This window comes from Parasedimentitalea maritima (assembly GCF_005771405.1).
GTDB lineage: Bacteria > Pseudomonadota > Alphaproteobacteria > Rhodobacterales > Rhodobacteraceae > Parasedimentitalea > Parasedimentitalea maritima.
This window is the reverse complement of the sequence record NZ_VAUA01000002.1, coordinates 42,147-63,866: the sequence shown is the minus strand read 5'-3', so window position 1 is coordinate 63,866 and position 21,720 is coordinate 42,147. Positions and strand designations below refer to the sequence as shown.

Below are 21,720 nucleotides of genomic sequence, written 5' to 3'. Positions count from 1 at the left end.
CTGCACTCACCCGCATTTCTGGTGCGCTGGAGAAGTTGGTTTTGGAAGCCGATTAATGTGCAGGTTTGAAAGGCATTGCCACATTGACCGGCTTTCTTGGATGATCAGATGTTCCGTGCGGTGCCTGCGACATGGACGCTATCGCCTGACTTACCGGACACGGTGACATTCAGGATGGATGGCTGCCCCATGTCCTCACCCTGTCGGATCTGAAAAGCGCCACCACCTTGCAAGGAGGGCCAGTTGAGATCAACCAATGCACCACCAAGTGCGGCGGCTGCAGCGCCTGTGGCTGGGTCTTCTACCACGCCACCAATGGCAAAGGCGTTGCGAGAGACAATAACAGTGTCCGATTCAACATAGAGCAGGCTGGTTGTTGTCAGGTCGTGTTCCTGCATCAGGGCGAGACCCGTGTCGAAGTCATAGGACATGTTTTTCAGGTCAGCCCGGTTGCGCAGGGCGAGTATGGCGTGCTGGTTGCCTGCAAAGCCCAGGGTTGCGGGAAGGCGAGGATCAAGTTGATCATCGCTCAGACCAAAGAGCGATTTCAATTGCTCCAGTAGCGCGGTGTCCAGTGGCTTGGACCAGGTTTCGGGGGACTTGAGTTCGGCGGTCCAGCCATTTTGAGTTTCAGCGGCAGAAACCGCAATACTGCCCTGTGACAGCTGCAAATCGAACGTTCCTGCCTGATAAGCTTCCCCCAAAGCAACCCCAAGGGCGATTGTTGCGTGGCCACAAAAAGCGACCTCAGCTTCGGGCGAATAATAGCGGACCTGCCACTGGTCGCCCATGGGGGCTGCAAAAACGGTTTCGGAATAGCCGATTTCACGTGCAAGGGTCTGCATCTCTTTTGGGGCCGGCAATTGGTCCTGAATGACAACTCCAGCTGGGTTTCCACCTGCCTGGCCGTTTGAAAAAGCTGCGATACGTTGCGGGTTCATTGTGGTCTCCTTTGTGTTGGGTCCTTTCTATTCGAAGTCATTGCATAAGGAAAATTGATATTTATGATTGAATATATCACAATAATTGAATTAATGTGGAGCATGGATCTTGCCCTTGTTGCTTTGGCGATATCATGCTTTGTCAGCGGCAAGACAGGACGGAGACACCGATGGACCAGATCACACTCACCCGCATTGCTGAAGCTTTGGAACGGATGGCACCAGCGCCCCTCGCGGCACCAGATTTTGACGCGGCCACGGCCTTTGTCTGGCATGTGGAGCCTGAGCGGCTGGAGCCTGTGGCGGATATAAGTCGGGTGGATTTGGATCTGTTGGTGGGCATAAACCGCTCACGCGATACATTGCTGGAAAACACCCGGCGTTTTGCCCGGGGGCATGGCGCCAACAATGCCCTGTTGTGGGGCGCGCGGGGCATGGGTAAGTCGAGCCTTGTAAAGGCGGTGCATGGGGCACTGTTGAAGGATCACGCGGATCTGAAGCTGGTGGAACTGCAGCGCGAAGACCTGCCTTCGGTGGCGCGATTGCTGCATCATCTGCGCAGCGCGTCGCAACGGTTCATCCTGTTTTGCGATGACCTGTCGTTTAGCCATGACGACCAGCATTACAAAAGCCTGAAGGCGGTGCTGGACGGCGGCATCGAAGGGCGGCCAGAAAACGTGGTGTTCTATGCCACCTCAAACCGTCGCCACCTGATGCCGCGCGACATGATCGAAAACGAACGCTCCAGCGCCATCAACCCGTCTGAGGCAGTCGAGGAAAAGGTCTCACTGTCAGATCGTTTTGGTTTGTGGTTGGGCTTCCATCCCTGTGATCAGGATGAATACCTCGCGATGATCGACGGCTATTGCACGGCTTATGGCGTGAGTGTTGAGGCTGATACCTTACGGGCCGAGGCGATAGAATGGCAGGCAACACGTGGTGCCCGTTCGGGCCGTGTCGCCTGGCAGTTCTTTGTTGATCTGGCAGGGCGTCAGGGTGTTGCACTGAGTTAACGCGCGGTCCGGCAAGACCTTACATATTTGCGCCGCAGGCCTGATAGGGCTGCGACTCCAATTTCACTGCCTTATTGCAGGTAAGGCAGTGGATCGACTGAATCAAAACCGTCACGTACTTCAAAATGAACATAGGCATCGTTACCGCTGCGCAGTGCAGCGATGGTCTGGCCACGTTTGATCTTGTCGCCTTTGTTGACCTCGATGTTTTCCACATTCGCATAAACCGTCAGTAGCTTTGCATCGTGACGGATGACAATGATTGGGACTTTGTTGGAATCTTCGGTTATCGCAGCAACTGTACCGCTTCGTGCGGCTTTGACTGGGGTGCCTGCGGCCGCCGCGATATCGATCCCGTCATTCTTACCCCTGGAATAGGTTCGAATGATTTTGCCCTGAACCGGATAGCTCATTGCGGCCTGATTGTTACGGCTGGGGGTCGGGACTTCAACCTGTGCTTCGGGCTGCGTTTCAGCAACTGCAGCGACATTTTCTTGTGGCAGAGGTTTGGTCGAACTTGGAGGGGTAGGCGTGGTGGTACCCTGACCGGGAACTGTCACTGTGGTGGCGACTGCCGGTGATGCAGGGGCAGGGGCGGATTGGTCCTTAATTGGGATCAGCAAATATTGGCCTTCGCGAATGGCAAAATCGCTGCTCAAACCATTCCATTCGGCAAGTGCTTTGACGGGAACCTGATACAGCCGCGAGACCGTATAGGCGGTTTCACCGCGGGTGACCTTGTGGCGTACCGGCTCCGGCCCCTCTTGAACCGCGGGCTTTTCAACTCTGGACGGTGTCGGCTGTAACTGAGTGGTGGTCACAGAGCCGGGATTAGGGGATGTGGCGCCATCTATAGCTGATCCGGCAAGCGCTTCGATATCAACCGAGCCCGGATTGGCGGGGGTTCCTGAGGAAATCACTTGATCCGGTGCCCTGCGTGGCAGCGCAAGTACCTCACCGGGTCGCAGAGGGTCGCTGGGCTGGACCCCGTTGAAGCGGGCTATTTCGTCAGCCTGCATTCCGATCCGCGCAGCAACATCTGCGACGGTATCTCCACGTTGTGCCACTGCCACCTGATAGGTGGGGTAGGTGATCAATCCACGGTCATCTGCAGGAGGGCGACCAGTGGTCGCGTTCTGTGCGGCATTGGAGGTGTTGAAACCACCGACCTGCCCACGCAAATCATAGTCCAAGGGGCCGTCACATGCTGCCATAATCGCCAGTGCAGACAACATGGTGGCGCTGCGTGTTAGGCGGGAAAAGGGGAAGGTCATCGTCATTCTGCTCTCCTGCAAATGCGATCCCCCTTTTGTGCCGGGGGTATACAGTCACTCGTTCATTTCTATAGCCAGAACTCTGGCCTAGGCAGGCCCGAATAGGCCTGGATTTGGCACTACTTATGTCTCTTTGCCCAATCCCTCAAGCAGGGGCACGAAGCGAACAGGGCGTAATTCGTCATATTCCAACCCATCTGGCGTTTTTTGCACCCGAATTAGGGTCTGCACCGCATCTGACTGACCCACGGGCACAACCATGATTCCGCCAACTTTGAGCTGCGCCAGAAGCGGCCCTGGTGGATCTTCAGCGGCGGCAGTGACCAAAATGCGGTCAAACGGCGCCTGATCGGGCAACCCAAAGCTGCCATCCCCGACCAGTGAGGTGATATTAGCAAGGTGTAGCTTTTCAAAAATCTGCCGTGCCTCGCGAACTAAACGGGCGTGGCGATCGACAGTATAGACCCGTCGCGCCAGTTTCGACAAGATTGCTGCTTGATAGCCCGAGCCAGTCCCAACTTCGAGCACCGTATCGCGTGATGACACCTGCAGTGCCTGGGTCATCAGGCCAACCACGGAGGGTTGCGAAATTGTCTGACCGCAGGCAATGGGCAGGGGCATGTCTTCGTAGGCACGTTGCGCAAACAAGCCGCGAATAAAGGGCCCGCGGTCAACTTCCTCCATTACATTCAGCACACGGGCTTCGGTCACCCCTTTTGAACGAAGGGCAAACAGGAACTGCATCTTGGTTTCGGGGTCTGGGCTGCTCATTGAATGACCTTCAGGGCCTCCAGCGCGTCATGGGCCGTCAAATCAGCACGCATTGGCGTCACTGAAATATAGCCCTCCAGATTGACGGCAGCATCGGTTCCCGGCGCAGTGGGGATATGCTGGTCGCCACCTTTGATCCAAAGATAGGGGCGCCCCGTGGGCGACAGCTGTGGCTCCGCAGTGAAAGAGGTGCCGGGGCGCAGCCCCTGAGCAGCCACACGGGTGCCTTTGACCTCAGCAGCTGGAACAGGCGGAAAGTTGACATTGTAGAACAGGCCATAGTCGTTATTCGACTGCACTTTTGCCTCAAAAATGCGGGCAATCAATGCGGCCCCATGCACCGAGGCTGCCTCAAACGGGTTGGCAGTTTCATAGTTGCGAGGTCCAAAATACTGTGACAGCCCGATTGCCGGCACCCCCTGCAGGGCCGCTTCCATCGCGCCCCCCAAGGTGCCAGAGTACAGCGCATTTTCGGCGGAGTTGTTGCCGCGGTTGACGCCGGAGAGCACCAGATCCGGTGGGGTATCCTTCATCACCACATGGAGCCCAGCCAACACACAATCCGCTGGTGAGCCTTCAGCTGCAAACCGGCGTTCGCCCAGCTTGGTCATCATGGTGGGGTGGGTATAGCTGATACAGTGACCGACACCAGATTGTTCAAAGGCCGGGGCCACGGTCCAGACTTCACCCTGCGGGCCGGCCAGCGTTTGGGCGATGGCTTCAAGCACCACAAGCCCCGGAGCACTGATACCGTCGTCATTGGTGATGAGAATACGCATGGGCCGCCCTCTGGTGGTGTTTTTTACTGCATAGGCGGTGGCGGCACATGGGGCAAGTCTTTGGCGACATTGACAGTGCGCTGACGCCAGAGGTTGTTGACTGTGCCACAGCTGGTCGCCTGAGGGGAATGGACAGAAGCCGCTCTAGCAAACATACCGGTCTGTTGTTGGAGGGATGATCGTCGCGCCGGACAGGAAGGGCAAGGTAGGGTGTGTGCTTGCACGCACCATTCCAACGGCGCGTATCAGTGAGGGCGTGTGGCCAGATACCCGCAGCTCAGGCGGCTAGGAGGGCCGTTGTGATGGGGACGCGTTTGGACGTCGACAAAACCAACCTGCGCAAGCATCTGTTCGATGACGTCAGGCGTAAAGGCTGCGCTACCGTACTTCCACCGCACTAAGGCCGTGCACCAATGTGGTTTGGATATCGCAAATATTGCCTGCCCACCGGGTCTGAGTTGCTCGAAAAGCCAGGCCAAAGCGGCCTGTGCATCATCGCAGTGCTCGATTGCATGACCACATAGAACGCGATCATATTTTTGGCATGAGAGGTCTGCTGCCCCAATAGCCCCAATAATCTGGCGCGTTGATGCAGAGATGATGTTGCCAGCCCGGTTTAGCATTTCTGGTGACAGGTCCAGAAGATCATAGTGGCATGGGAGTTGCGTATTCTGTGCAAACGCAAATGAGAGTGCGCCTGTGCCTGCTCCGGCGTCCAGCACTTTGCCCGGCCCATCAAGCGGCGCAGCGATCACGGCACTGCGCGTCAATGCGTGATAGGCTTCTTTGTAGCCAATGCGCTCTATCCCAGCCTGCCAACCATCTGCAGCCCGGGCGTATAGAGATTTTACCGCCGTTTCAGACGTGGTCCGGCGGGAGGGAAAGAGAGAGAGACGGCGCATAGGCGCAGGCTATCGGCCAGTTGTAACCAAGGTCAAGTCAGCTGCAGCTCTGCCAACAGGCGCTTGGCTTCATCCATCGGGTTTGCCAATTCTGATTGATCTTCGCCTGGGAAAAACCGTGCGCGGAGGGCGGTTGGCATGGGCTGTGGCGTGACAACGGATACCTTGGGTCCGGTTTTTTCGGTCTCAGCTGCCCAAGAACCGACCAGCGCCATCTGCGCGGTTTTGGTGGCGCCGTAAGTGCCAAAGAATTTTTGTCCTGCGCGGGGATCGTCAAAAAAGATGGCCTGACCCTGTTGTGCAAGCAATGGCGCCACATAAGAAATAAGCAAGGCCGTCGCGCTTGCGTTGACGGCAATGGATTTGTTCCAGTCCGAGCCAGCGGCAAAATTTGCCGGGCTTAGGGGTACGGCATGGATGGCGCTGTGCAGCCACAGGTCAAGCTTGCCCCAGCGGTCATGAATTCCGCGGCACAGGGTTGCCATGGCGTCAGCATTGGTCACATCCATCGGTGCCAGCGTAGCGCTGCCGCCTGCCGACTGGATACGGTCATCCAACTCTTCCAGAGCGCCAGTGGTCCGCGCCACTGCGATGATATGGTGGGTTGGCGCCAGGGCTTCGGCCAGAGCGGCACCCAGTCCGCGCGATGCGCCGGTGATGAGAGCAATTTTCTGTGTCATGGCAGCCTTGTGGTCCGAGTGTGGCAGCGGGTCAAGAGGCCTTGCTGCGGCGGATTAACTGCCGGGCATCGCAAGACGTCGGGTTGTACCGTTTTTCTCTAGCAAGACGCCATGTGTATCAATGCCGACAACGCGACCCGACGACAACCGCGTGCCACGTTTTACCCGGCGTACACGACCGCTGGGCAGGCGCATCAGGGCGCTGAGGTCTTGCGCAGGCCCGAATAATCCCATCAGGGTCAGTGACGTTTGATCGAGTGTTTCGCTTTGGGTTGCCAGGTCGGCCACTTTAGCATTTGTCATCGTCGGTATCCTCTTGGCCGCAAAGGTGCGGCCATACTTGTCTGGTCGTTGCAGCGCTTAGCAGCCACAAACGGGGGGGAACATAAGGAGGAAAAAGGCGGTGCGCGGGATGTAGCGCAATGGGGTGCCTGTCGGCAATTCCCTGCGTAGACCCTTGAAAATAAGAGACGGGTGGCCGCACCACCCTTGAAATTCAGATTAGATCTGCGTCAGGCGTCATACACCAGCGAAGCCATATCATGGCCGTAAGAGTAAAGGAGATCGAACAGCTCTTCGAGCTGCGCCCCGTTTTTCTGCAGTGGATATAGTGGGTGTCCGGTTTCTGAAATCATCAGTTCGGGGTATTGGCCCTCTGGCCGCATGTGCAGCATGCCAGCGACCGGTTCTCCCATGCCCGGAGGGATCGCGTTGGACAGCCAGGCCGGGCAATTGCTAAGCGTTTCAGTTTCACGCAGCTCAAACAGATCCATATAGGAGTCAAAGTTTTCACGGCTGACACTGGCCCAGGTGCCAAGAACAAACTCTTCCTCATCGCCGCCAATCAACGGCACAGCAAGTACGCAGCGCAGGAAATGAAGGTCGCCAATGCGACAGAAGTCATCTGTTAGCACATCGCCGCGCTCGGCAATGATGGCTGTGTTGTCTTGTTGAGGCATGTCTTCAGGACACATGTCCGGACGATCGCAGGCCAGGCTGAGCAATTGTGCAAAGGTGGCGCCACAGCAGCGACACTGGCGTGACGAAGTCAACATACGGGCGAGGTGCGCGTCCAAAGGGCGGGCCTTTCACATGGGCAAAGTAAAAGGCGCTGACCAAACGGACAGCGCCTCCAATACTGGATGATTCGAGCCTATACTCCGCTGAGGCTCAAATATCAATTTTTGCCGACCTCAGATCCTCAATGTAAGCAGTTAGCCGCTTGCGTTTGAGAAATCTTAGCGATGACCGCACTACCCGTTTGTGGCTAGTTTGGCGCCGTTCCAGGACTCTCCAGCGATCGGTGCGGCACTCATCTTTTCACTGACGCGATTGCTGTTTTCCAGTGATTCCAAATAGCTGTCGCTCACACTGCCGGTTAGATAGTCGCCGTCAAAACAGGAACAATCGAACTGTTGGATATCCTTGTTGCCCTCTTTCGCTGCCCAAATCAGATCTTCTAGTTTCTGATAGATGAGAGCGTCAGTGCCAAGTTCCTGTTGGATCTCTTCAATTGAGCGATTGTCTGCGACCAGTTCGCGCTTGGTCGGCATGTCGATTCCATAGACATTGGGAAACTTCACGGGTGGCGATGCACTGGCCACATAGACTTTTTTGGCTCCGGCGTCGCGGCACATCTGAACGATCTTTTTGATCGTGTTGCCTCGTACGATGGAATCGTCGATCAACAGAATGTTGAGCCCCTTCATTTCCAGCGGGATAGCATTCAGCTTGCGACGGACGGATTTCTGGCGTTCGGCCTGGCCGGGCATGATGAACGTACGTCCAATATAGCGGTTTTTGACCAGACCTTCGCGGTAGCGGATGCCGGTGGCGTTGGCCACTTCCAGTGCGACGGGACGGGCGGAATCCGGGACCGGGATAATGCTGTCGATCTCAAGATTTGCGTCTTGAATTTGCTTGGCCAGGGTCTGCCCCATCCGCAGCTGGGTTTTATAAACGGAAATCCCATCCAACATGGAATCGGGGCGTGCCAGATAGACATATTCGAAAATACAGGGGGTCAGTTTCCCCTCAACTGCCTGAAAACTGTGCATATTGCCGTCGAGATCAATCAAGATGGCTTCGCCCGGTGCCACATCACGCAGCTTTTCAAATTCATTGATGCCAAAGGCCACGTCTTCAGAAGCGAAGGCATAGTCATGTTCGCCATTTTCATTAGTCCGCTGAGCAACCGAGAGTGGGCGGATGCCATGTGGGTCACGAAAGGCCAGCATACCAACGCCAGCGATCAGGGTGATTACCGAATAAGCACCCTGTATGCGTTCCATTGTCATTTTGACCCCGGCAAACAGGTTGCGCTTGGGATCCGCGGTGCCGTTGACCTTGATGCTATCGGAAATTTTGTCTGCCAGGACATTCAGCAGAATTTCGGAATCCGAAGTGGTGCGCAGATGACGGCTATATTTGGCAATGATCTTTTCACGCTGTTCCGTGGTATTTGTGATGTTGCCGTTGTGGACAAGATAGATACCGTAGGGCGCGTTAACAAAGAAGGGCTGTGCCTCGGAGGCATTTAGCGAGCCAGCTGTAGGATACCGGACGTGACCAATACCAACTTTGCCGGTCAGGACTTTGGCATCGTCTGCATCGAAGACATCCTTGACCAGACCAGTGGCCTTTTGTTCGCGAAAGTTTTCGCCGGTATAGGTCACGATACCAGAGGCATCCTGACCACGATGCTGCAACATCAGCAAACCGTCATAAATTTCTGCAAAGACCTCATCGGTCCGGCTTGCTATCCCCAAAATCCCACACATTCAGTGGCTCCACTTTCACATTGCGTGTTTCGTCAGCTGAGCATGCTCAGTCGTGTTGTCATTGATCGTGTCTGGTGACAGTGCGACGATCATCGTGACCCTTTCGGTGATCGGTAGCCTCGGTCTCCCCAAAAGCCAAACGCGACACGATTGGTACTATCAATCGCTCCAGACAAGACAAAGCCGTCGCAATTGTGGTGCGATTTCTTTTTCGTATCGGAGGGAACTGGTGTCATCTTCGGCATCGGCAAGGCGGGTGGCTTCGAATCCGTTTGGGACGTTGGCCCCGACATAGAGGCTTAGACCTCGGTTGTCATCAAAGGATCACATGTATTGGATGTATCATTTGCCGCAGGTCCTGGAATGAGGCTGCGCGAAGGGTGTTGGGGGATGGGTTTCTGCGATCTGGAACACATGAGACGACAAAGAAAAGGCCCGCACTAAGCGGGCCGTGAGTCGGGGAGAATAAGGGAGTTAAGCGGCGAGGGGCGCCAGAACTTTGTCCAGGGGGCTTGGTTCAGGTGCGGACACCGGATCCATACCTGTCAGGGCCAGAGCACGACCATCTTCACTGGCCAGAATTTGGCGCGTTTCGGCGAATGACAATTTGCGGAACGCTGAGTCGAGAGTGCTGCCGGGGGCCTGCAACAGCATGCCGCTTTCAGCCCAGATCAGCTCTTCTTCTGCAAAGCTCAGGTGGATACGGGCAAGACGCTCTGGCATGGCAGGTGTGATTCCTTTGTAGCCAACCAGCGAGATCAGCTTGGTCATCACCAGGGCGACATCAAACAGACGCTCGGCAGCATCCAGTTCCAAGGCTACCATCTGGTCGGAGGGCAGCATCAGATCGACGTCATTGCCAAGAGCACCAGCAGGAACGTGTACCAGGGTAGTCATGCGTGGAACAGAATGATTGATCGATTTCACTTCCTGACAGCCGCCATCAAAAGTGTAGATGCTATCGCCGGGCTTCACGTCCCGCATCTGAACAAAACCGCGATCGGTTTCAACCAGAGTGTCAGGCAGAAAGCCGCCAGCCTGGGGCCGGGGGCGGCGAACAGCGGGTGCAACAGGCTTGGATACCGGGAATTCCATCAGCAGGTTCACCGACTGAAAGTCTGCGAAAGAGTTGAAATGGTCCAGTAGCATGTTGTCGTTCCTTCTGGTCGATAGTGCCTGACGTTCTGTCTGACCCTACATGGCCAGCGAAATTGGCCCTAAATGAGGCACAGATGGGGCCGATTGCTGTTTTGGTTTCTTTTTTGGGGAAAAAGAGCCCTTTTTGCCCCGGATTGTTAACTATTCGAGCAACCAGAGAGAGAATCTGTTAACCTTTGGCGATTTCGTCAATCTGGGTGTCGGGGGATCAAGAGAAATGATTCTCGTTCGTTAACAATTAGTTAATGCGATAAGTTTGCGTTAACCGCAGGTGGATTATACGGCAGAAAATAAGGGCGGAATTATGAAGGGCGCACAAAAAAGGGCGCCCACTGGGCGCCCTGTCACCGCGAGGGTGTGATTTACTGTTGGCAGTTGCCGATCAGTTGTTCGTACTGTTGGGTAACCCAACCCAGTGCCTGCTCGGGGTCACGGTTCTCAATTTTGGTGATCATACGTTCAAACACCACCGCTGAACGGCTGTTGTCAACCATTGCAAAACTCTGCCCGGTCATCACGACATTGTAGAGAAAGAAGCCGATGGCAACCAAGAGAATGCCCCGCAGCACTCCGAAGAAGAAACCAATGCCCTGATCCAATCCGCCGAGCGCCGAGCGCTGTACCATAGAAGAGAACAGGGGGGTGAAGAACGAAACAACAATCAGAGCCAGCGCAAAGACCGCTGCAAAGGCGGCAATGATTGAGAGTTCGCAACTGTCTGAGATGAATTCTCCGACCACAGGGATTTCCCCCATCAGGGGCTCGACCTGCGGCGCAAAGATAAAGGCCAACACTGCGGCGGCAATCCAGCCAGCGATGGCCATTGCCTCGCGGGCAAAGCCGCGTGCATAGGCCAGCAATGCCGATACTACGATAATTAGGGCCACGACCCCGTCGATAATGGTGAAACCGTCCATGTCCCTCGCCCGTTACTCTGCGCTTTTAAATTTGTGCGACCTTAGCCGGCCCCAAAGAAATCGCCAACAAATCCCGTCAAGTCGGTTACCCGGCGTAAACCGATACCTTTGATCGAGACGGATTTACCACCGCTTGGAGCTATAGCGGCGGTAAAACCAAGTTTCTGCGCCTCTTTCAACCGGTTTTCTGTCTGTGGGGCGGGTCTGAGGGCACCAGACAGAGAGATTTCACCAAATATTGCAGTATCTGCGGGCAAAGCAGTGTCTTCACGTGCACTGAGCAAGGCTGCAGCAACAGCCAGGTCGGCGGCGGGTTCGGAAATTTTCATTCCCCCAGCCACGTTCAAATAAACGTCAAGTCCAGCAAAGGGAATCCCGCAGCGTGCTTCTAGCACCGCAAGAATCATTGCCAGACGTCCGCCATCCCAACCGACAACTGTGCGGCGGGGTTGCGAGTGGGGCGAAGGGGCGACCAGCGCCTGCATTTCAACCAGCACCGGTCGGGTGCCTTCAATGCCGGCAAAAACCACTGAACCGGGACTAGGTTCGCCGCGTTCAGACAGAAACAGGGCAGAGGGGTTGGTGACTTCGGCCAGGCCACGACCTGTCATTTCGAAGACGCCGATTTCATCTGCAGGACCAAAACGGTTTTTCACGGCGCGTAAGATCCGGAACTGATGGCCGCGTTCACCTTCGAAATACAGCACAGTGTCAACCATATGCTCCACCACGCGCGGGCCTGCAATCTGGCCGTCCTTGGTAACATGTCCAACCATGACGATTGAGACGTTGTTGCGTTTGGCAAAACTGGTCAACTCATGTGCGGCGGAGCGGACCTGACTGACTGAGCCGGGGGCGGAATCAACCGTGTCGACCCACATGGTCTGGATGGAATCGATGATCACCAGCTGCGGCTTTTCAGCTTCGAGCGTGGTGAGGATGTCGCGCAGGTTGGTTTCTGCGGCCAGTTTTACCGGAGCCTGTGCCAGGCCAAGTCGCTGGGCGCGCATGCGGACCTGTGCAGTAGCTTCTTCGCCACTGACGTAGATGGTTTTTACACCGGAATGGGCAAACTGGGCCGCAGCCTGTAGCAAAAGTGTGGATTTACCAATGCCGGGATCACCGCCAACCAATATGGCAGATCCCGCGACCAACCCGCCACCAAGAACCCGGTCCAGCTCGCCCACACCACAGAGGGTGCGGGGCGGTGGGGTTTCTTTGGTTGCCAGATCGCTGAGTTCTATTGCGGTGCCGCGAGTGTTGCCCAGTGATTTTTTACCCGGACCTGTCGACAGAGCCGCGGTTTGCGAGATGGAATTCCATTCGCCACAGCCCTCGCAGCGACCCGACCATTTCGAGAAGCTGGCATTACAGGCGGAACATGAGAAAGATTTTGATTTAGCCATGGCGGCTTTGTGCCTGATGTTCAGGGTTTGTTCAAGCTGTTCTCGTGGTACTCCCGCGCCCTTGCAGGCTTGGGCGTGGCGCCGCTGCGCGGCGTGAAGGGTTTTGCTGGGGAAGCGGTTCAGGGGCAGGTTTGCCCTGAACGCGCCAGTGCAAGTGCAAGTGTGAAGCAGGTCTGCGCCGCCTCAATGATCTGCGACCTTGCTAAGCAAGGCGGCCTGCGGCCGTCATTGACCCGGCGCAGACCTGCGTTTTTTTTCGGTGATCAGGCCGAGGGTGATGGAGGCGAGGATGCAGGCGGTGAACATATAGAGGCCCCAGGCGACTTCGATCGTGACGTAGCCAATGCCTTTGGCCAGAGTGATGTAAAGCGCGATCAGGAAGACATCAGCCATGGCGAGTTTTCCGAGGATGTGCAGCACAGGTTGGGCGCGGGGATCAAGCAGGTTCCATTGGACCAGAGCCAGGCCGATGGTTTTCAGATAGGGCGCGAAAATGGCGAAAGTGGTGACGACAAGGGCAAGAATGACATCGCTGCGCCAGAGGCTTTGTAATCCGGTGATGACGCTGATCTCGCTGAGGCCGAAGAGAGGCAGCAGGCCAGCATGCATCAAAGGGGCGAACCAAGCGACAGGGTAGAGGATCAAAAGCGAGAGGGTGAGCAGACGGATGAGCATGCGTGGCAAATTCCTAGATTCTTCATTCTGAAAGACTTGGGGGTTCTGGTACGGAATGGAAGAGGGGAAAGTTTTGTTGGGTTTCCCGGTTAGTGCATGAAGGCGCCAGGGCTGATCAGGACATGTGGGGCAGGTGACAGAACCCAGAACGTAATGGCGAGGACCAGGAGGATGCCACGGCCGTGGTCCCGATTCCAGCGCAGGCGGGCGAGGAGAGAGAGCGTTGCGGTGGCTAAATAGAGCGCCATGAAATAGGCTTGAAAATCGGCGCTGAGCTGGTCGTAGGTGAACATGTGCGAGATTATGTCGATGTCAAATCGCAGCTCCCACAGGATGGAGAGGGCAGAGAGTAGGCTGGTGATCAGGAGGAGGCTGCCGAGAGGGCGGTTTTGTTTCAGGACAGGGAAGCTGGCGAGGAAAGAGAAGAAGATTGCCAGCGGCAGGCAGAGGAACATCAGGAGAATGAGGATCATTTTGGGTGAGTCCTTGTTGGGTAATTGGTGGTCTTTTGGGGTGGGTCACTTGTGGCCCGCCCCGCGCCTGACCTTCCCCCGGGAAGGCGCATTCGCACCTCCCTAAGGTCAGGCGCGGGCCTAGTGTAGGGTGGCTCCGGCGGGAGTACTTGGGAGAATGTATTTAGTTATCGGCGCAATGGAATGTCGGAAATTCGGATTTTTGCGTAAGCATCGTCAACCCCAGCTTTTTGAAGTTCAAATGCCAATGCGTCGTAAATCGGGTATGGGTCTTGCGTTGGACCGATTATGATTTCTTTTATGAGCTCCGGCAATGTCGCTCCTACAAATCCCTCGTCTGGATAATCTTCAAGCTTGAGTTTGAAGATTTTCTGAGGAACTCCACTGATGCATTGTATGTGCGATTGAAGCCTATCAGATGGCCAAAGAGTTGGGCAGTGCAATACCCTCCACTCCCGTTCTTCCGAAAAGCCAGGGTGCTTTGCAGATAATATGCTAAAATGAAAGGCGCTGAACAAGGTTTGGCTAACCAGTTCAGGGCCTAGTTCAGTGAGTAAATCAAAGTTGTTTTCCAAGCCCTCAACGACTTCTCGAAAATAATCTAAGAAACCCTCTGGACTGGTATACAGAACAGGCGATGTGAACGCATTCAAGGCATTGGAATCTGAAATGAAGGGCGCATTGTTAAATACGAAAGCGACGTTTGTGTTTCCACCGTAGGCCCGCCACATGGATAATCGACCGAACTTGTTTTCTAGTCCTTCACTGTCACCGTGTTCAGAAATTGAAATAATATAGCTTTGAGTGAACTGTTCATCTAACCGTTCATTCATCGTCTTTTCAAAAACAGCAGATAGGCCTTCTTGGCAGCGATCTAGGACTGCTCTTATTCGGCCTCCAAGTTCGGATTGGTTCCAAGCAGCAGTAAGGCAATTTTGACCGTGTTGCACTTCAGAGAAGTCGTTCATCACAACGGCGCTGCGCATCCAAACTTCTTGCTTTTGAATGATGCTAAGTGATGCTTCAGCACTTGTATAATGAACGAAGTCGGTGCTTTCGTCCGTTATTTTATCTAATTGGCGCGCTAAAAAAGGGAAGAAAACTTCGCGGATTTTGATTTCTTGATCATTCACAAAATTCAACCTTTTCTACCGCACCGCCTCAATCGGCCCCTCAGCTCTACCATGAATAAACTGATCCAGATAGGGATCGCCCGAGGCGTCCATATCCGCCACCGGGCCGGTCCACTGGATCACGCCGTCGTGCAGCATGGCGACGTTGTCGGCGATGGCGCGTACGGAGGACATGTCGTGGGTGATGGTCATGGCGGTGGCGCCCATCTCGACCACGATCTCGCGGATCAGGTCGTTGATGACGCCGGACATGATCGGGTCCAGTCCGGTGGTGGGCTCGTCAAAGAAGATGATTTCAGGCTCGGCGGCGATGGCGCGGGCGAGGCCGACGCGTTTTTGCATGCCGCCAGACAGCTCGGCGGGTAGGCGGTCGGCGACATCCGCTTTCAGGCCAACGCGGCGCAGTTTTTCGATGGCGATCTCGCGGGCCTCGGCCTCGGGGCGTTTCAGCGAGCCGCGCAGCAGGCGAAAGCCGACGTTTTGCCAGACGGGGAGCGAGTCAAACAGCGCGCCGCCTTGAAACAACATTCCAAAGCGGGCCAGGAAGGCATCGCGGTCGCCGCTGTCAGAGGGTTTGCCATCGACCAAAATGGTGCCCGAATCTGGTTTGATCAGGCCAAGGACGGATTTCAGGGCGACCGATTTACCGGTGCCGGAGCCGCCGATGATGACCATCGAGGTGCCCTTGGGGATGTGCAGGTCCATGCCGCGCAGAACGCGGTTGTCGCCAAAGGCCTTGTGGACGTTTTGCATGCGGATCATAGCGAGAAAAACACCCCAGTCAGGACAAAGTTGGCGGCGAGGATCAGGATTGCGGCGGCCTCGACCGAAGACTTGGTAGCGGCACCCACGCCTTGGGCGCCACGGCCCGATTGCATACCGTAGTAGCAGCCCATGGTGGCGGCGATACCACCAAAGGCGCAGCCTTTAACCAGGCTGGAAATCACATCTTTAAGCTCGAGGAAGTCGACGGTGTTTTTGATATAGGCAGCCGGGTTGAAGCCGAGGTTCTGGGTGGCGACCACATAGCCGCCCGCGATGCCGATGATGTCGCCAACAGCAACCAGCAGCGGCACGGTGATCAGGGCGGCGGCAACGCGGGGGGCCACCAAGTACTTCATCGGATGTGTCGACAGGGTAACAAGCGCGTCAATCTGCTCGGTCACCTTCATGGTGGCGATTTCAGCGGCGATGGAGGAGGTGACGCGGGCGGCTATCATCAGGCCAACCAGTACCGGGCCCAACTCGCGCACGATACCGATGGCGACGATCTGCGGCACCACGGCCTCGGCATTAAAACGGGCACCGCCGGAGTAGATTTGCAGCGCAAGCGCACCGCCAGTGAAGACGGCGGTGAGGCCGACAACAGGGAGCGAGAGCCAGCCAACATTCAGCAAGGCGGAGAAAAACTCGCGCGGGTAGAAGGGCGGGCGCAGCATATGGGTGAGGGTGCTGACGGCAAACAAGGACAGGCGGCCGAGGGCGGCAAGCGCGGTCAGGACGACGCGGCCGAGGTGGGCCAGAAGGCTGAGTGGGTTCATCCGGAATAGCTCCGGGTATAGCGATGGCCAAGAGAGGTAAGGATTTCGTAGCCGATGGTGCCAGCTGCATCGGCAACTTTGTCTACGGTTTGGTGGGCATTGATCAGGCTCAGGTTTTCGGGGTCGGCAGGCAGATCGGTGACATCAAGGGTGATCAGGTCCATGGATATGCGGCCAACAACTGGGCAAGCCATGTCATTCGCATAGGCGCTGATACCTGCGCCCATCGCGCGGATCAGCCCGTCGGCATATCCGGCAGCAACGGTTGCAATACGAGACGGACGCCGTGCAATCCAGGCATTGCCGTAGCCGACGCTTTCACCGGGCAGTACATCACGGATCTGGATGACTGGCAGATCCAAAGAGATTACCGGTAGTGCATCCCTAAAAGGTAGCCCGCCATACAGGCCAATACCCGGACGGCAGAGGTCAAAATGATATTCCGGCCCCAAGAGAATACCGCCAGTCGCAGCGAGGGAACGAGGGACATCCACGCCTTCGGTCATCTCGCGAAAAGTCTTGAGCTGCAGCGCATTCATCGCATGGTCTGGCTCGTCAGCACAGGCGAGGTGGGACATAATCAGTACCGGTTTTTGCCCCAGGGAAATGTCTCGCAAAGCGGCCCACTCTGCGGGCTCCATGCCAAGCCGGTTCATGCCACTGTCGAGTTGGACGCCAAATTTGTGCCCCGGCAGGCTTTCAAAATGGCGCAGCATCTGGTCGACTGAATTGAGCATGGGGGTCAGGTCGAAATCCTGCAGCAACTTGGTGTCACCGGCCATATGGCCAGAGAATACTGAAATACCCAGATCCGGGCCAAGGGCGCGGCGCAGGGCGACACCTTCTTCTGCAATTGCTACAAAGAAATTGCGTGCTCCGGCTCGGGCCAGGGCCTGCCCAACGCGTGCAACGTCCAACCCATAGCCGTTGGCCTTGACCACGGCCGCAGTTTCACCTGCGCTGAGGGTGTCAAGGTTGCGCCAGTTGGAGGCCAGGGCGTCCAGATCGATCGATAGTTTTGCTGTGCTCATAGGGTGTTCATGACATGCGCGGGGCAGGGGTCAAGAGGGGAATAGCTGCAGGGATTAGTTTGCTGTGCTCAGTTGCGCTGACGCGGTACTCTGAGCCTATTCGCCTGGTGACTATTGGGCCGTGGGTTGCGGCATTGAATGCCACCAAATGCGGACTGTCGTCGCCAATCCCTGATCGTCGAGTTCTGCCAGCAGGGTTCCGTCCAGTTCCATTCTGGGTAACGGGTCGCCCGGGTGACGGTCAGGCAGGCCTGTTCCTGTTGACGATGCCCAGATTTGAAACAGCTCTTCGCTGGTGACCTGATAAGTTACGTTCCAATGCGCAACGCCGCCATTTTCGGTAGCGCCCAGTACTTTGTAAGAGAGTGATATGTCATCCTGCAGTAGGATCCGCTCCCAATAAGCAGCGAGTTCCTGTGGGCCGGATTGCACCTGAAAGGGCGTATTGTGATACAGGCCGTCTGGAGTGAACAAGGCTGCAAATCCAGCAGGATTTTTTGCTTCCCAGACCCGCTTGTATGCGGCCATAAAAATATGAATGCTCATTTTCAAATCCCCAACAAAAAACACAGTTGTGCAGGGGAGAGTGCGAAGGTCAAGCTGGGCCAGCCCCCTGAGCCAATTTCTTCACCGGGTCAGGGAACTGTTTTAACGACCGGAGTTAGTACTCGTCTTCGCGGGGGCCGTTTTGCCAGGCCTTGGCAAGGTTGCCAAAGCGGGTGAATTGCGCCTCGAAGCTCAGTTCAACAATACCAATGGGACCGTGGCGCTGTTTGCCGACAACAACTTCTGCCCTTGCATGCAGCCGTTCCATGGCTGCTTTCCACTCTTCCATTTTCTGGATGTCGTCTTCGCCGGGTTTTTCACGCTCTTTGTAGTATTCTTCTCGATAAACAAACATCACCACGTCGGCATCCTGCTCGATTGAGCCGGATTCACGAAGGTCGGACAGCTGTGGCCGTTTGTCCTCACGCTGCTCGACCTGACGTGACAACTGGGACAGGGCGACAACAGGAATCTGCAGTTCCTTGGCGATGGCCTTCATCCCCATCGAAATTTCGCCAATTTCGTTGACCCGGTTTTCGGCAGTACCACGGCAAAGCTGCAAGTAGTCAATGACCAGCAGGTCCAGTCCGTGGGTTCGTTTCAGTCGGCGCGCGCGGGCAGCCAGCTGCGAGATCGGCAGGGCAGGTGTGTCGTCGATGAACAGCGGGCAGCTTTCCAGCGTCTTGGCGGCCTCAACAAACTTGCGGAACTCGGCCTCGGTCATGTCACCCTGACGGATTTTGTGCGAGGAGATCTCTGACGCTTCGGCGAGAATACGCCCCGCCAGCTGTTCGGCGCTCATTTCCAGGCTGAAGAACCCAACGACGCCGCCATCAACGGCCCCTTCGGTGCCGTCGTTCTTGATGCCACGTTTATAGGCCTTGGCGACGTTGTAGGCGATGTTGGTGGCCAGTGAGGTTTTCCCCATCGAGGGACGACCGGCGAGGATCAGCAAATCCGACGGGTGCAAGCCACCCAACTGTTTGTCGAGATCAACCAGACCGGTAGAAATCCCGGCCATGCCGCCACCACGCTGGTAGGCTTCGTTGGTGACGTTGACCGCCTCGGTCACCGCTTTCAGGAAAGATTTGAAACCGCTTTCCGTCTGGCCTTGCTCGGCCAGTTTATACAGCGATTGTTCTGCTTCGACGATTTGTTCCTTGGGTTCGGACGCCACATCAACGCGACGGGCTTTGTCAGCAATGTCCTGCCCCAATCCGATCAGCTCACGCCGGATTGCCAGATCATAAATCATCTGGGCATAGTCACGCACCGCAAAGGCCGAGATCGAGGCACCGGCCAGTTTTGCCAGATAGGCAGGGCCGCCCAGTTCCTTGAGCCCTTCGTCCTCTTCCATAAACGCCTTGAGCGTCACTGGCGAGGCCAGCGCGTTCTTGGAAATACGCGCAGCGGCTATTTCGTAGATACGGGTGTGGACCGGGTCATAGAAATGTTCGGCGCTGATAATCGATGCAATGCGATCATAGACGTCATTGTTGGTCAGAATCGCCCCAAGCAGCTGCTGCTCGGCCTCGACCGAATGCGGCATCACGGTTTCCGGCGTGGTCTCGGGCGTGGCAGGCAATTGGTCAGGCATCGGCATAGGTGGCTGAGGGCCGTCAAAGGGGGTCAGTTCGTTCATTTCTGCTCTCATCGTCTGAGCGTCTATCATAGCGCCCAAGGCCAACGGGTGGCCAGATGTATGTTTCTGTGGGCAGTGTTGTGGACAACTGCTCAGGCCCACCAAACGCCAGGTGTTGGCGGCATTCGGTGTTGGTACGAAAGTCTACATGAAGTAGGGGAAAACTCAACAACCGCGATATGTTTGGTTGTCTTTGTGCTTAGCTTACGATTCGGAGGGGGTTATCCACAGATGCCCGCTCCGGTCGCGGACTTTTTAGGCGGATTTATGCGCGTCCTGCCAAGCGCGAGGGTCGTTGAGGAACTTTTCGACCTCGTCCAGAGTTTCAGATGTGAAGGATTCCTGGGCGCGGGCTTCGGCCAGAACATCCCACCAGGTGCACAGGTAATGCAGTTCAACCCCGTGGTCGCCCAGTTTTTTGATGGTTTCCGGGAAGATGTCATAATAGAAAATCAGCGCGGTGTGGCCACAGGTGGCGCCGGTTTCACGGATCGCGTCAACAAAGCTGAGTTTGGAGCCGCCATCGGTGGTCATGTCCTCGACCAGCAACACGCGTTCACCTTCTTTCATCACACCTTCGATGCGGGCGTTGCGGCCGTAACCCTTTGGCTTTTTGCGCACATAGGTCATCGGCAAGGCCATACGTTCAGCAACCAATGCGCCAAAAGGAATGCCCGCTGTTTCGCCGCCAGCGATGTTGTCAAAGGCTTCGAAACCGGCATTACGCATGACGGTGATGGTCAGGAAATCCATCAGGGTTGAGCGGATACGCGGGAAAGAAATCAGCTTGCGACAATCCACATATGAAGGAGAGGGAAGGCCTGACGCCAGTGTGAATGGATTTTCGGAGTTGAAATCAACCGCGCCAATTTCCAACAGCATACGGGCTGACAGACGGGCGATTTCTTCGGGTGAAGGGTAAGCGCTGGGGATCATGGGGTGTCCTATCTATCTGGCCCCGGAACCTTAAATTCCGGGGTCTGTTTTCGTCGCGACAAACGGGGTTAGGTGTCAACGGTCCAGTACACATCAAAACCTGGATCAAACACGGTCACTGGCCCGTCTTCGGTTTCAATTTTTGCTGGAAAGCTGGCCGGTGCATTCTGTTTGGTCAATGTCATGCTGCCAGCGTTGACTGGAAGGCGATAAAACGCCGGGCCATTGCGCGAGACAAAGTTTTCCAACGTGCTTAGCGCTCCGTCTTCCTCAAACACATGCGCCAGCAATGGCATGGTGTTGGTGGCTGTAAAGCAACCCGCACATCCACAGGCACTTTCCTTGTTGGGGTCGGTGTGTGGAGCAGAGTCAGTGCCCAAGAAAAACCGAGCATCCCCGGAGGTGGCTGCTGCACGCAGAGCCAGACGATGGCTTTCACGTTTGGCCACTGGCAGGCAGTAGTAGTGTGGCTTAATGCCACCAACCAAAAGATGGTTCCGGTTGATGATTAGGTGATGAGTGGTGATAGTGGCCCCCAGATCCGCCGCCTGGGATTTTACATAGTCCACCCCATTTGAGGTGGTGATATGCTCCATGACCACGCGCAATCCCGGTGTGGCACGCCGGATCGGATCGAGCACCCGGTCGATAAACACCGCCTCACGGTCAAATATATCGATGTCCTGGTCTGTAACTTCACCATGAACACAGAGCGGTAGGCCGATCTCAGCCATTTTCTCCAGTACAGCGCGCACCTTGTCGAAATCACCAACGCCGCTGGCGGAATTGGTCGTGGCCCCCGCAGGGTATAGCTTTACCGCCTTGATCAATCCGCTGGTATGAGCCGCTGCAACATCCGCTGGATCTGTGTCTTCGGTCAGATAGAGGGTCATCAATGGCTCAAACGCCATTTCCTCGGGCAGCGCAGACAGAATGCGATCTCTGTAGGCTGCGGCCTGTGCGCCGGTTACCACCGGTGGCACCAGATTGGGCATGATGATGGCGCGGTCAAAATGACGGGCGGTTTCAGGCAGGACAGCCTTCAACATTGCGCTGTCGCGCAGGTGCAGGTGCCAGTCGTCGGGGCGGGCAATTGTGAGGCTCTGAGTCATGGCGCCGCCC

The 21,720-nt window shown here is 56.0% G+C and carries 23 protein-coding genes; 1 reads left to right on the top strand and 22 read right to left on the bottom strand.

The window, feature by feature from the left end:
- Positions 1-104 precede the first annotated feature (104 nt).
- A complete protein-coding gene (locus FEE96_RS04015) occupies positions 105-941 on the bottom strand; it encodes a PhzF family phenazine biosynthesis protein (protein WP_138161735.1) in 837 nt (278 codons plus the stop codon).
- A 170-nt stretch (positions 942-1,111) separates the two neighbouring features.
- Between FEE96_RS04015 and FEE96_RS04010 the strand changes: the two genes are divergently transcribed.
- Entirely contained in the window at positions 1,112-1,954 is an 843-nt protein-coding gene (locus FEE96_RS04010; RefSeq protein ID WP_138161734.1) for an ATP-binding protein, read from the top strand.
- Between the two features lie 71 nt (positions 1,955-2,025).
- Here FEE96_RS04010 and FEE96_RS04005 read toward each other — a convergent pair whose 3' ends face one another.
- From FEE96_RS04005 to pyrC, 21 genes are all read right to left on the bottom strand, one after another.
- Positions 2,026-3,234, bottom strand: coding sequence for a peptidoglycan DD-metalloendopeptidase family protein (locus tag FEE96_RS04005; protein ID WP_138161733.1), 1,209 nt, complete (start codon positions 3,232-3,234; stop codon positions 2,026-2,028).
- A 117-nt stretch (positions 3,235-3,351) separates the two neighbouring features.
- On the bottom strand, positions 3,352-3,999 hold the full coding sequence (locus FEE96_RS04000) for a protein-L-isoaspartate(D-aspartate) O-methyltransferase (RefSeq protein ID WP_138161732.1): 648 nt from the start codon (positions 3,997-3,999) through the stop codon (positions 3,352-3,354).
- Positions 3,996-4,778 carry a 5'/3'-nucleotidase SurE gene (gene surE, locus FEE96_RS03995; RefSeq protein ID WP_138161731.1) on the bottom strand — a complete coding sequence of 261 codons (783 nt, stop codon included), beginning with the start codon at positions 4,776-4,778 and terminating at the stop codon, positions 3,996-3,998. Before surE ends, FEE96_RS04000 begins: the two co-directional genes overlap by 4 nt.
- Positions 4,779-5,023: 245 nt before the next feature.
- Positions 5,024-5,680, bottom strand: coding sequence for a class I SAM-dependent methyltransferase (locus FEE96_RS03990; protein WP_138161730.1), 657 nt, complete (start codon positions 5,678-5,680; stop codon positions 5,024-5,026).
- A 32-nt stretch (positions 5,681-5,712) separates the two neighbouring features.
- Positions 5,713-6,360: an SDR family NAD(P)-dependent oxidoreductase gene (locus FEE96_RS03985; RefSeq protein ID WP_138161729.1), complete on the bottom strand. Its 648-nt coding sequence runs from the start codon at positions 6,358-6,360 to the stop codon at positions 5,713-5,715.
- Between the two features lie 54 nt (positions 6,361-6,414).
- Positions 6,415-6,663 carry a pilus assembly protein PilP gene (locus FEE96_RS03980; protein ID WP_138161728.1) on the bottom strand — a complete coding sequence of 83 codons (249 nt, stop codon included), beginning with the start codon at positions 6,661-6,663 and terminating at the stop codon, positions 6,415-6,417.
- A 209-nt stretch (positions 6,664-6,872) separates the two neighbouring features.
- Positions 6,873-7,415, bottom strand: coding sequence for a DUF2199 domain-containing protein (locus FEE96_RS03975; protein ID WP_138162134.1), 543 nt, complete (start codon positions 7,413-7,415; stop codon positions 6,873-6,875).
- 198 nt (positions 7,416-7,613) lie between these two features.
- The gene (gene purF, locus FEE96_RS03970) at positions 7,614-9,140 is read right to left on the bottom strand and encodes an amidophosphoribosyltransferase (protein ID WP_138161727.1); all 1,527 of its coding nucleotides are present in this window, start codon (positions 9,138-9,140) and stop codon (positions 7,614-7,616) included.
- Positions 9,141-9,614: 474 nt separating this feature from the next.
- Positions 9,615-10,289 (bottom strand): Hint domain-containing protein, encoded by a 675-nt coding sequence (locus FEE96_RS03965; protein WP_138161726.1) that lies wholly within the window; start codon positions 10,287-10,289, stop codon positions 9,615-9,617.
- A gap of 371 nt (positions 10,290-10,660) precedes the next feature.
- Entirely contained in the window at positions 10,661-11,215 is a 555-nt protein-coding gene (locus FEE96_RS03960; RefSeq protein WP_138161725.1) for a CvpA family protein, read from the bottom strand.
- Positions 11,216-11,256: 41 nt separating this feature from the next.
- Positions 11,257-12,621 carry a DNA repair protein RadA gene (gene radA, locus FEE96_RS03955; RefSeq protein ID WP_138161724.1) on the bottom strand — a complete coding sequence of 455 codons (1,365 nt, stop codon included), beginning with the start codon at positions 12,619-12,621 and terminating at the stop codon, positions 11,257-11,259.
- A gap of 225 nt (positions 12,622-12,846) precedes the next feature.
- Entirely contained in the window at positions 12,847-13,296 is a 450-nt protein-coding gene (locus FEE96_RS03950) for a paraquat-inducible protein A (RefSeq protein WP_138161723.1), read from the bottom strand.
- Positions 13,297-13,385: 89 nt separating this feature from the next.
- A complete protein-coding gene (locus tag FEE96_RS03945; protein ID WP_138161722.1) occupies positions 13,386-13,769 on the bottom strand; it encodes a hypothetical protein in 384 nt (127 codons plus the stop codon).
- A 167-nt stretch (positions 13,770-13,936) separates the two neighbouring features.
- Entirely contained in the window at positions 13,937-14,902 is a 966-nt protein-coding gene (locus tag FEE96_RS03940; protein ID WP_138161721.1) for a DUF2971 domain-containing protein, read from the bottom strand.
- Between the two features lie 15 nt (positions 14,903-14,917).
- Positions 14,918-15,664: an ABC transporter ATP-binding protein gene (locus FEE96_RS03935; protein ID WP_138161720.1), complete on the bottom strand. Its 747-nt coding sequence runs from the start codon at positions 15,662-15,664 to the stop codon at positions 14,918-14,920.
- A complete protein-coding gene (locus FEE96_RS03930) occupies positions 15,661-16,443 on the bottom strand; it encodes an MlaE family ABC transporter permease (RefSeq protein ID WP_138161719.1) in 783 nt (260 codons plus the stop codon). Before FEE96_RS03930 ends, FEE96_RS03935 begins: the two co-directional genes overlap by 4 nt.
- Positions 16,440-17,474 (bottom strand): alanine racemase, encoded by a 1,035-nt coding sequence (gene alr, locus FEE96_RS03925; protein ID WP_138161718.1) that lies wholly within the window; start codon positions 17,472-17,474, stop codon positions 16,440-16,442. Before alr ends, FEE96_RS03930 begins: the two co-directional genes overlap by 4 nt.
- Before the next feature lie 111 nt (positions 17,475-17,585).
- Positions 17,586-18,020 carry a nuclear transport factor 2 family protein gene (locus tag FEE96_RS03920; protein WP_138161717.1) on the bottom strand — a complete coding sequence of 145 codons (435 nt, stop codon included), beginning with the start codon at positions 18,018-18,020 and terminating at the stop codon, positions 17,586-17,588.
- Between the two features lie 115 nt (positions 18,021-18,135).
- The gene (locus FEE96_RS03915; protein WP_171021604.1) at positions 18,136-19,662 is read right to left on the bottom strand and encodes a replicative DNA helicase; all 1,527 of its coding nucleotides are present in this window, start codon (positions 19,660-19,662) and stop codon (positions 18,136-18,138) included.
- A gap of 255 nt (positions 19,663-19,917) precedes the next feature.
- A complete protein-coding gene (locus tag FEE96_RS03910) occupies positions 19,918-20,598 on the bottom strand; it encodes an orotate phosphoribosyltransferase (protein WP_138161716.1) in 681 nt (226 codons plus the stop codon).
- A gap of 68 nt (positions 20,599-20,666) precedes the next feature.
- Positions 20,667-21,710: a dihydroorotase gene (gene pyrC / locus FEE96_RS03905; RefSeq protein ID WP_138161715.1), complete on the bottom strand. Its 1,044-nt coding sequence runs from the start codon at positions 21,708-21,710 to the stop codon at positions 20,667-20,669.
- Positions 21,711-21,720: the final 10 nt, after the last annotated feature.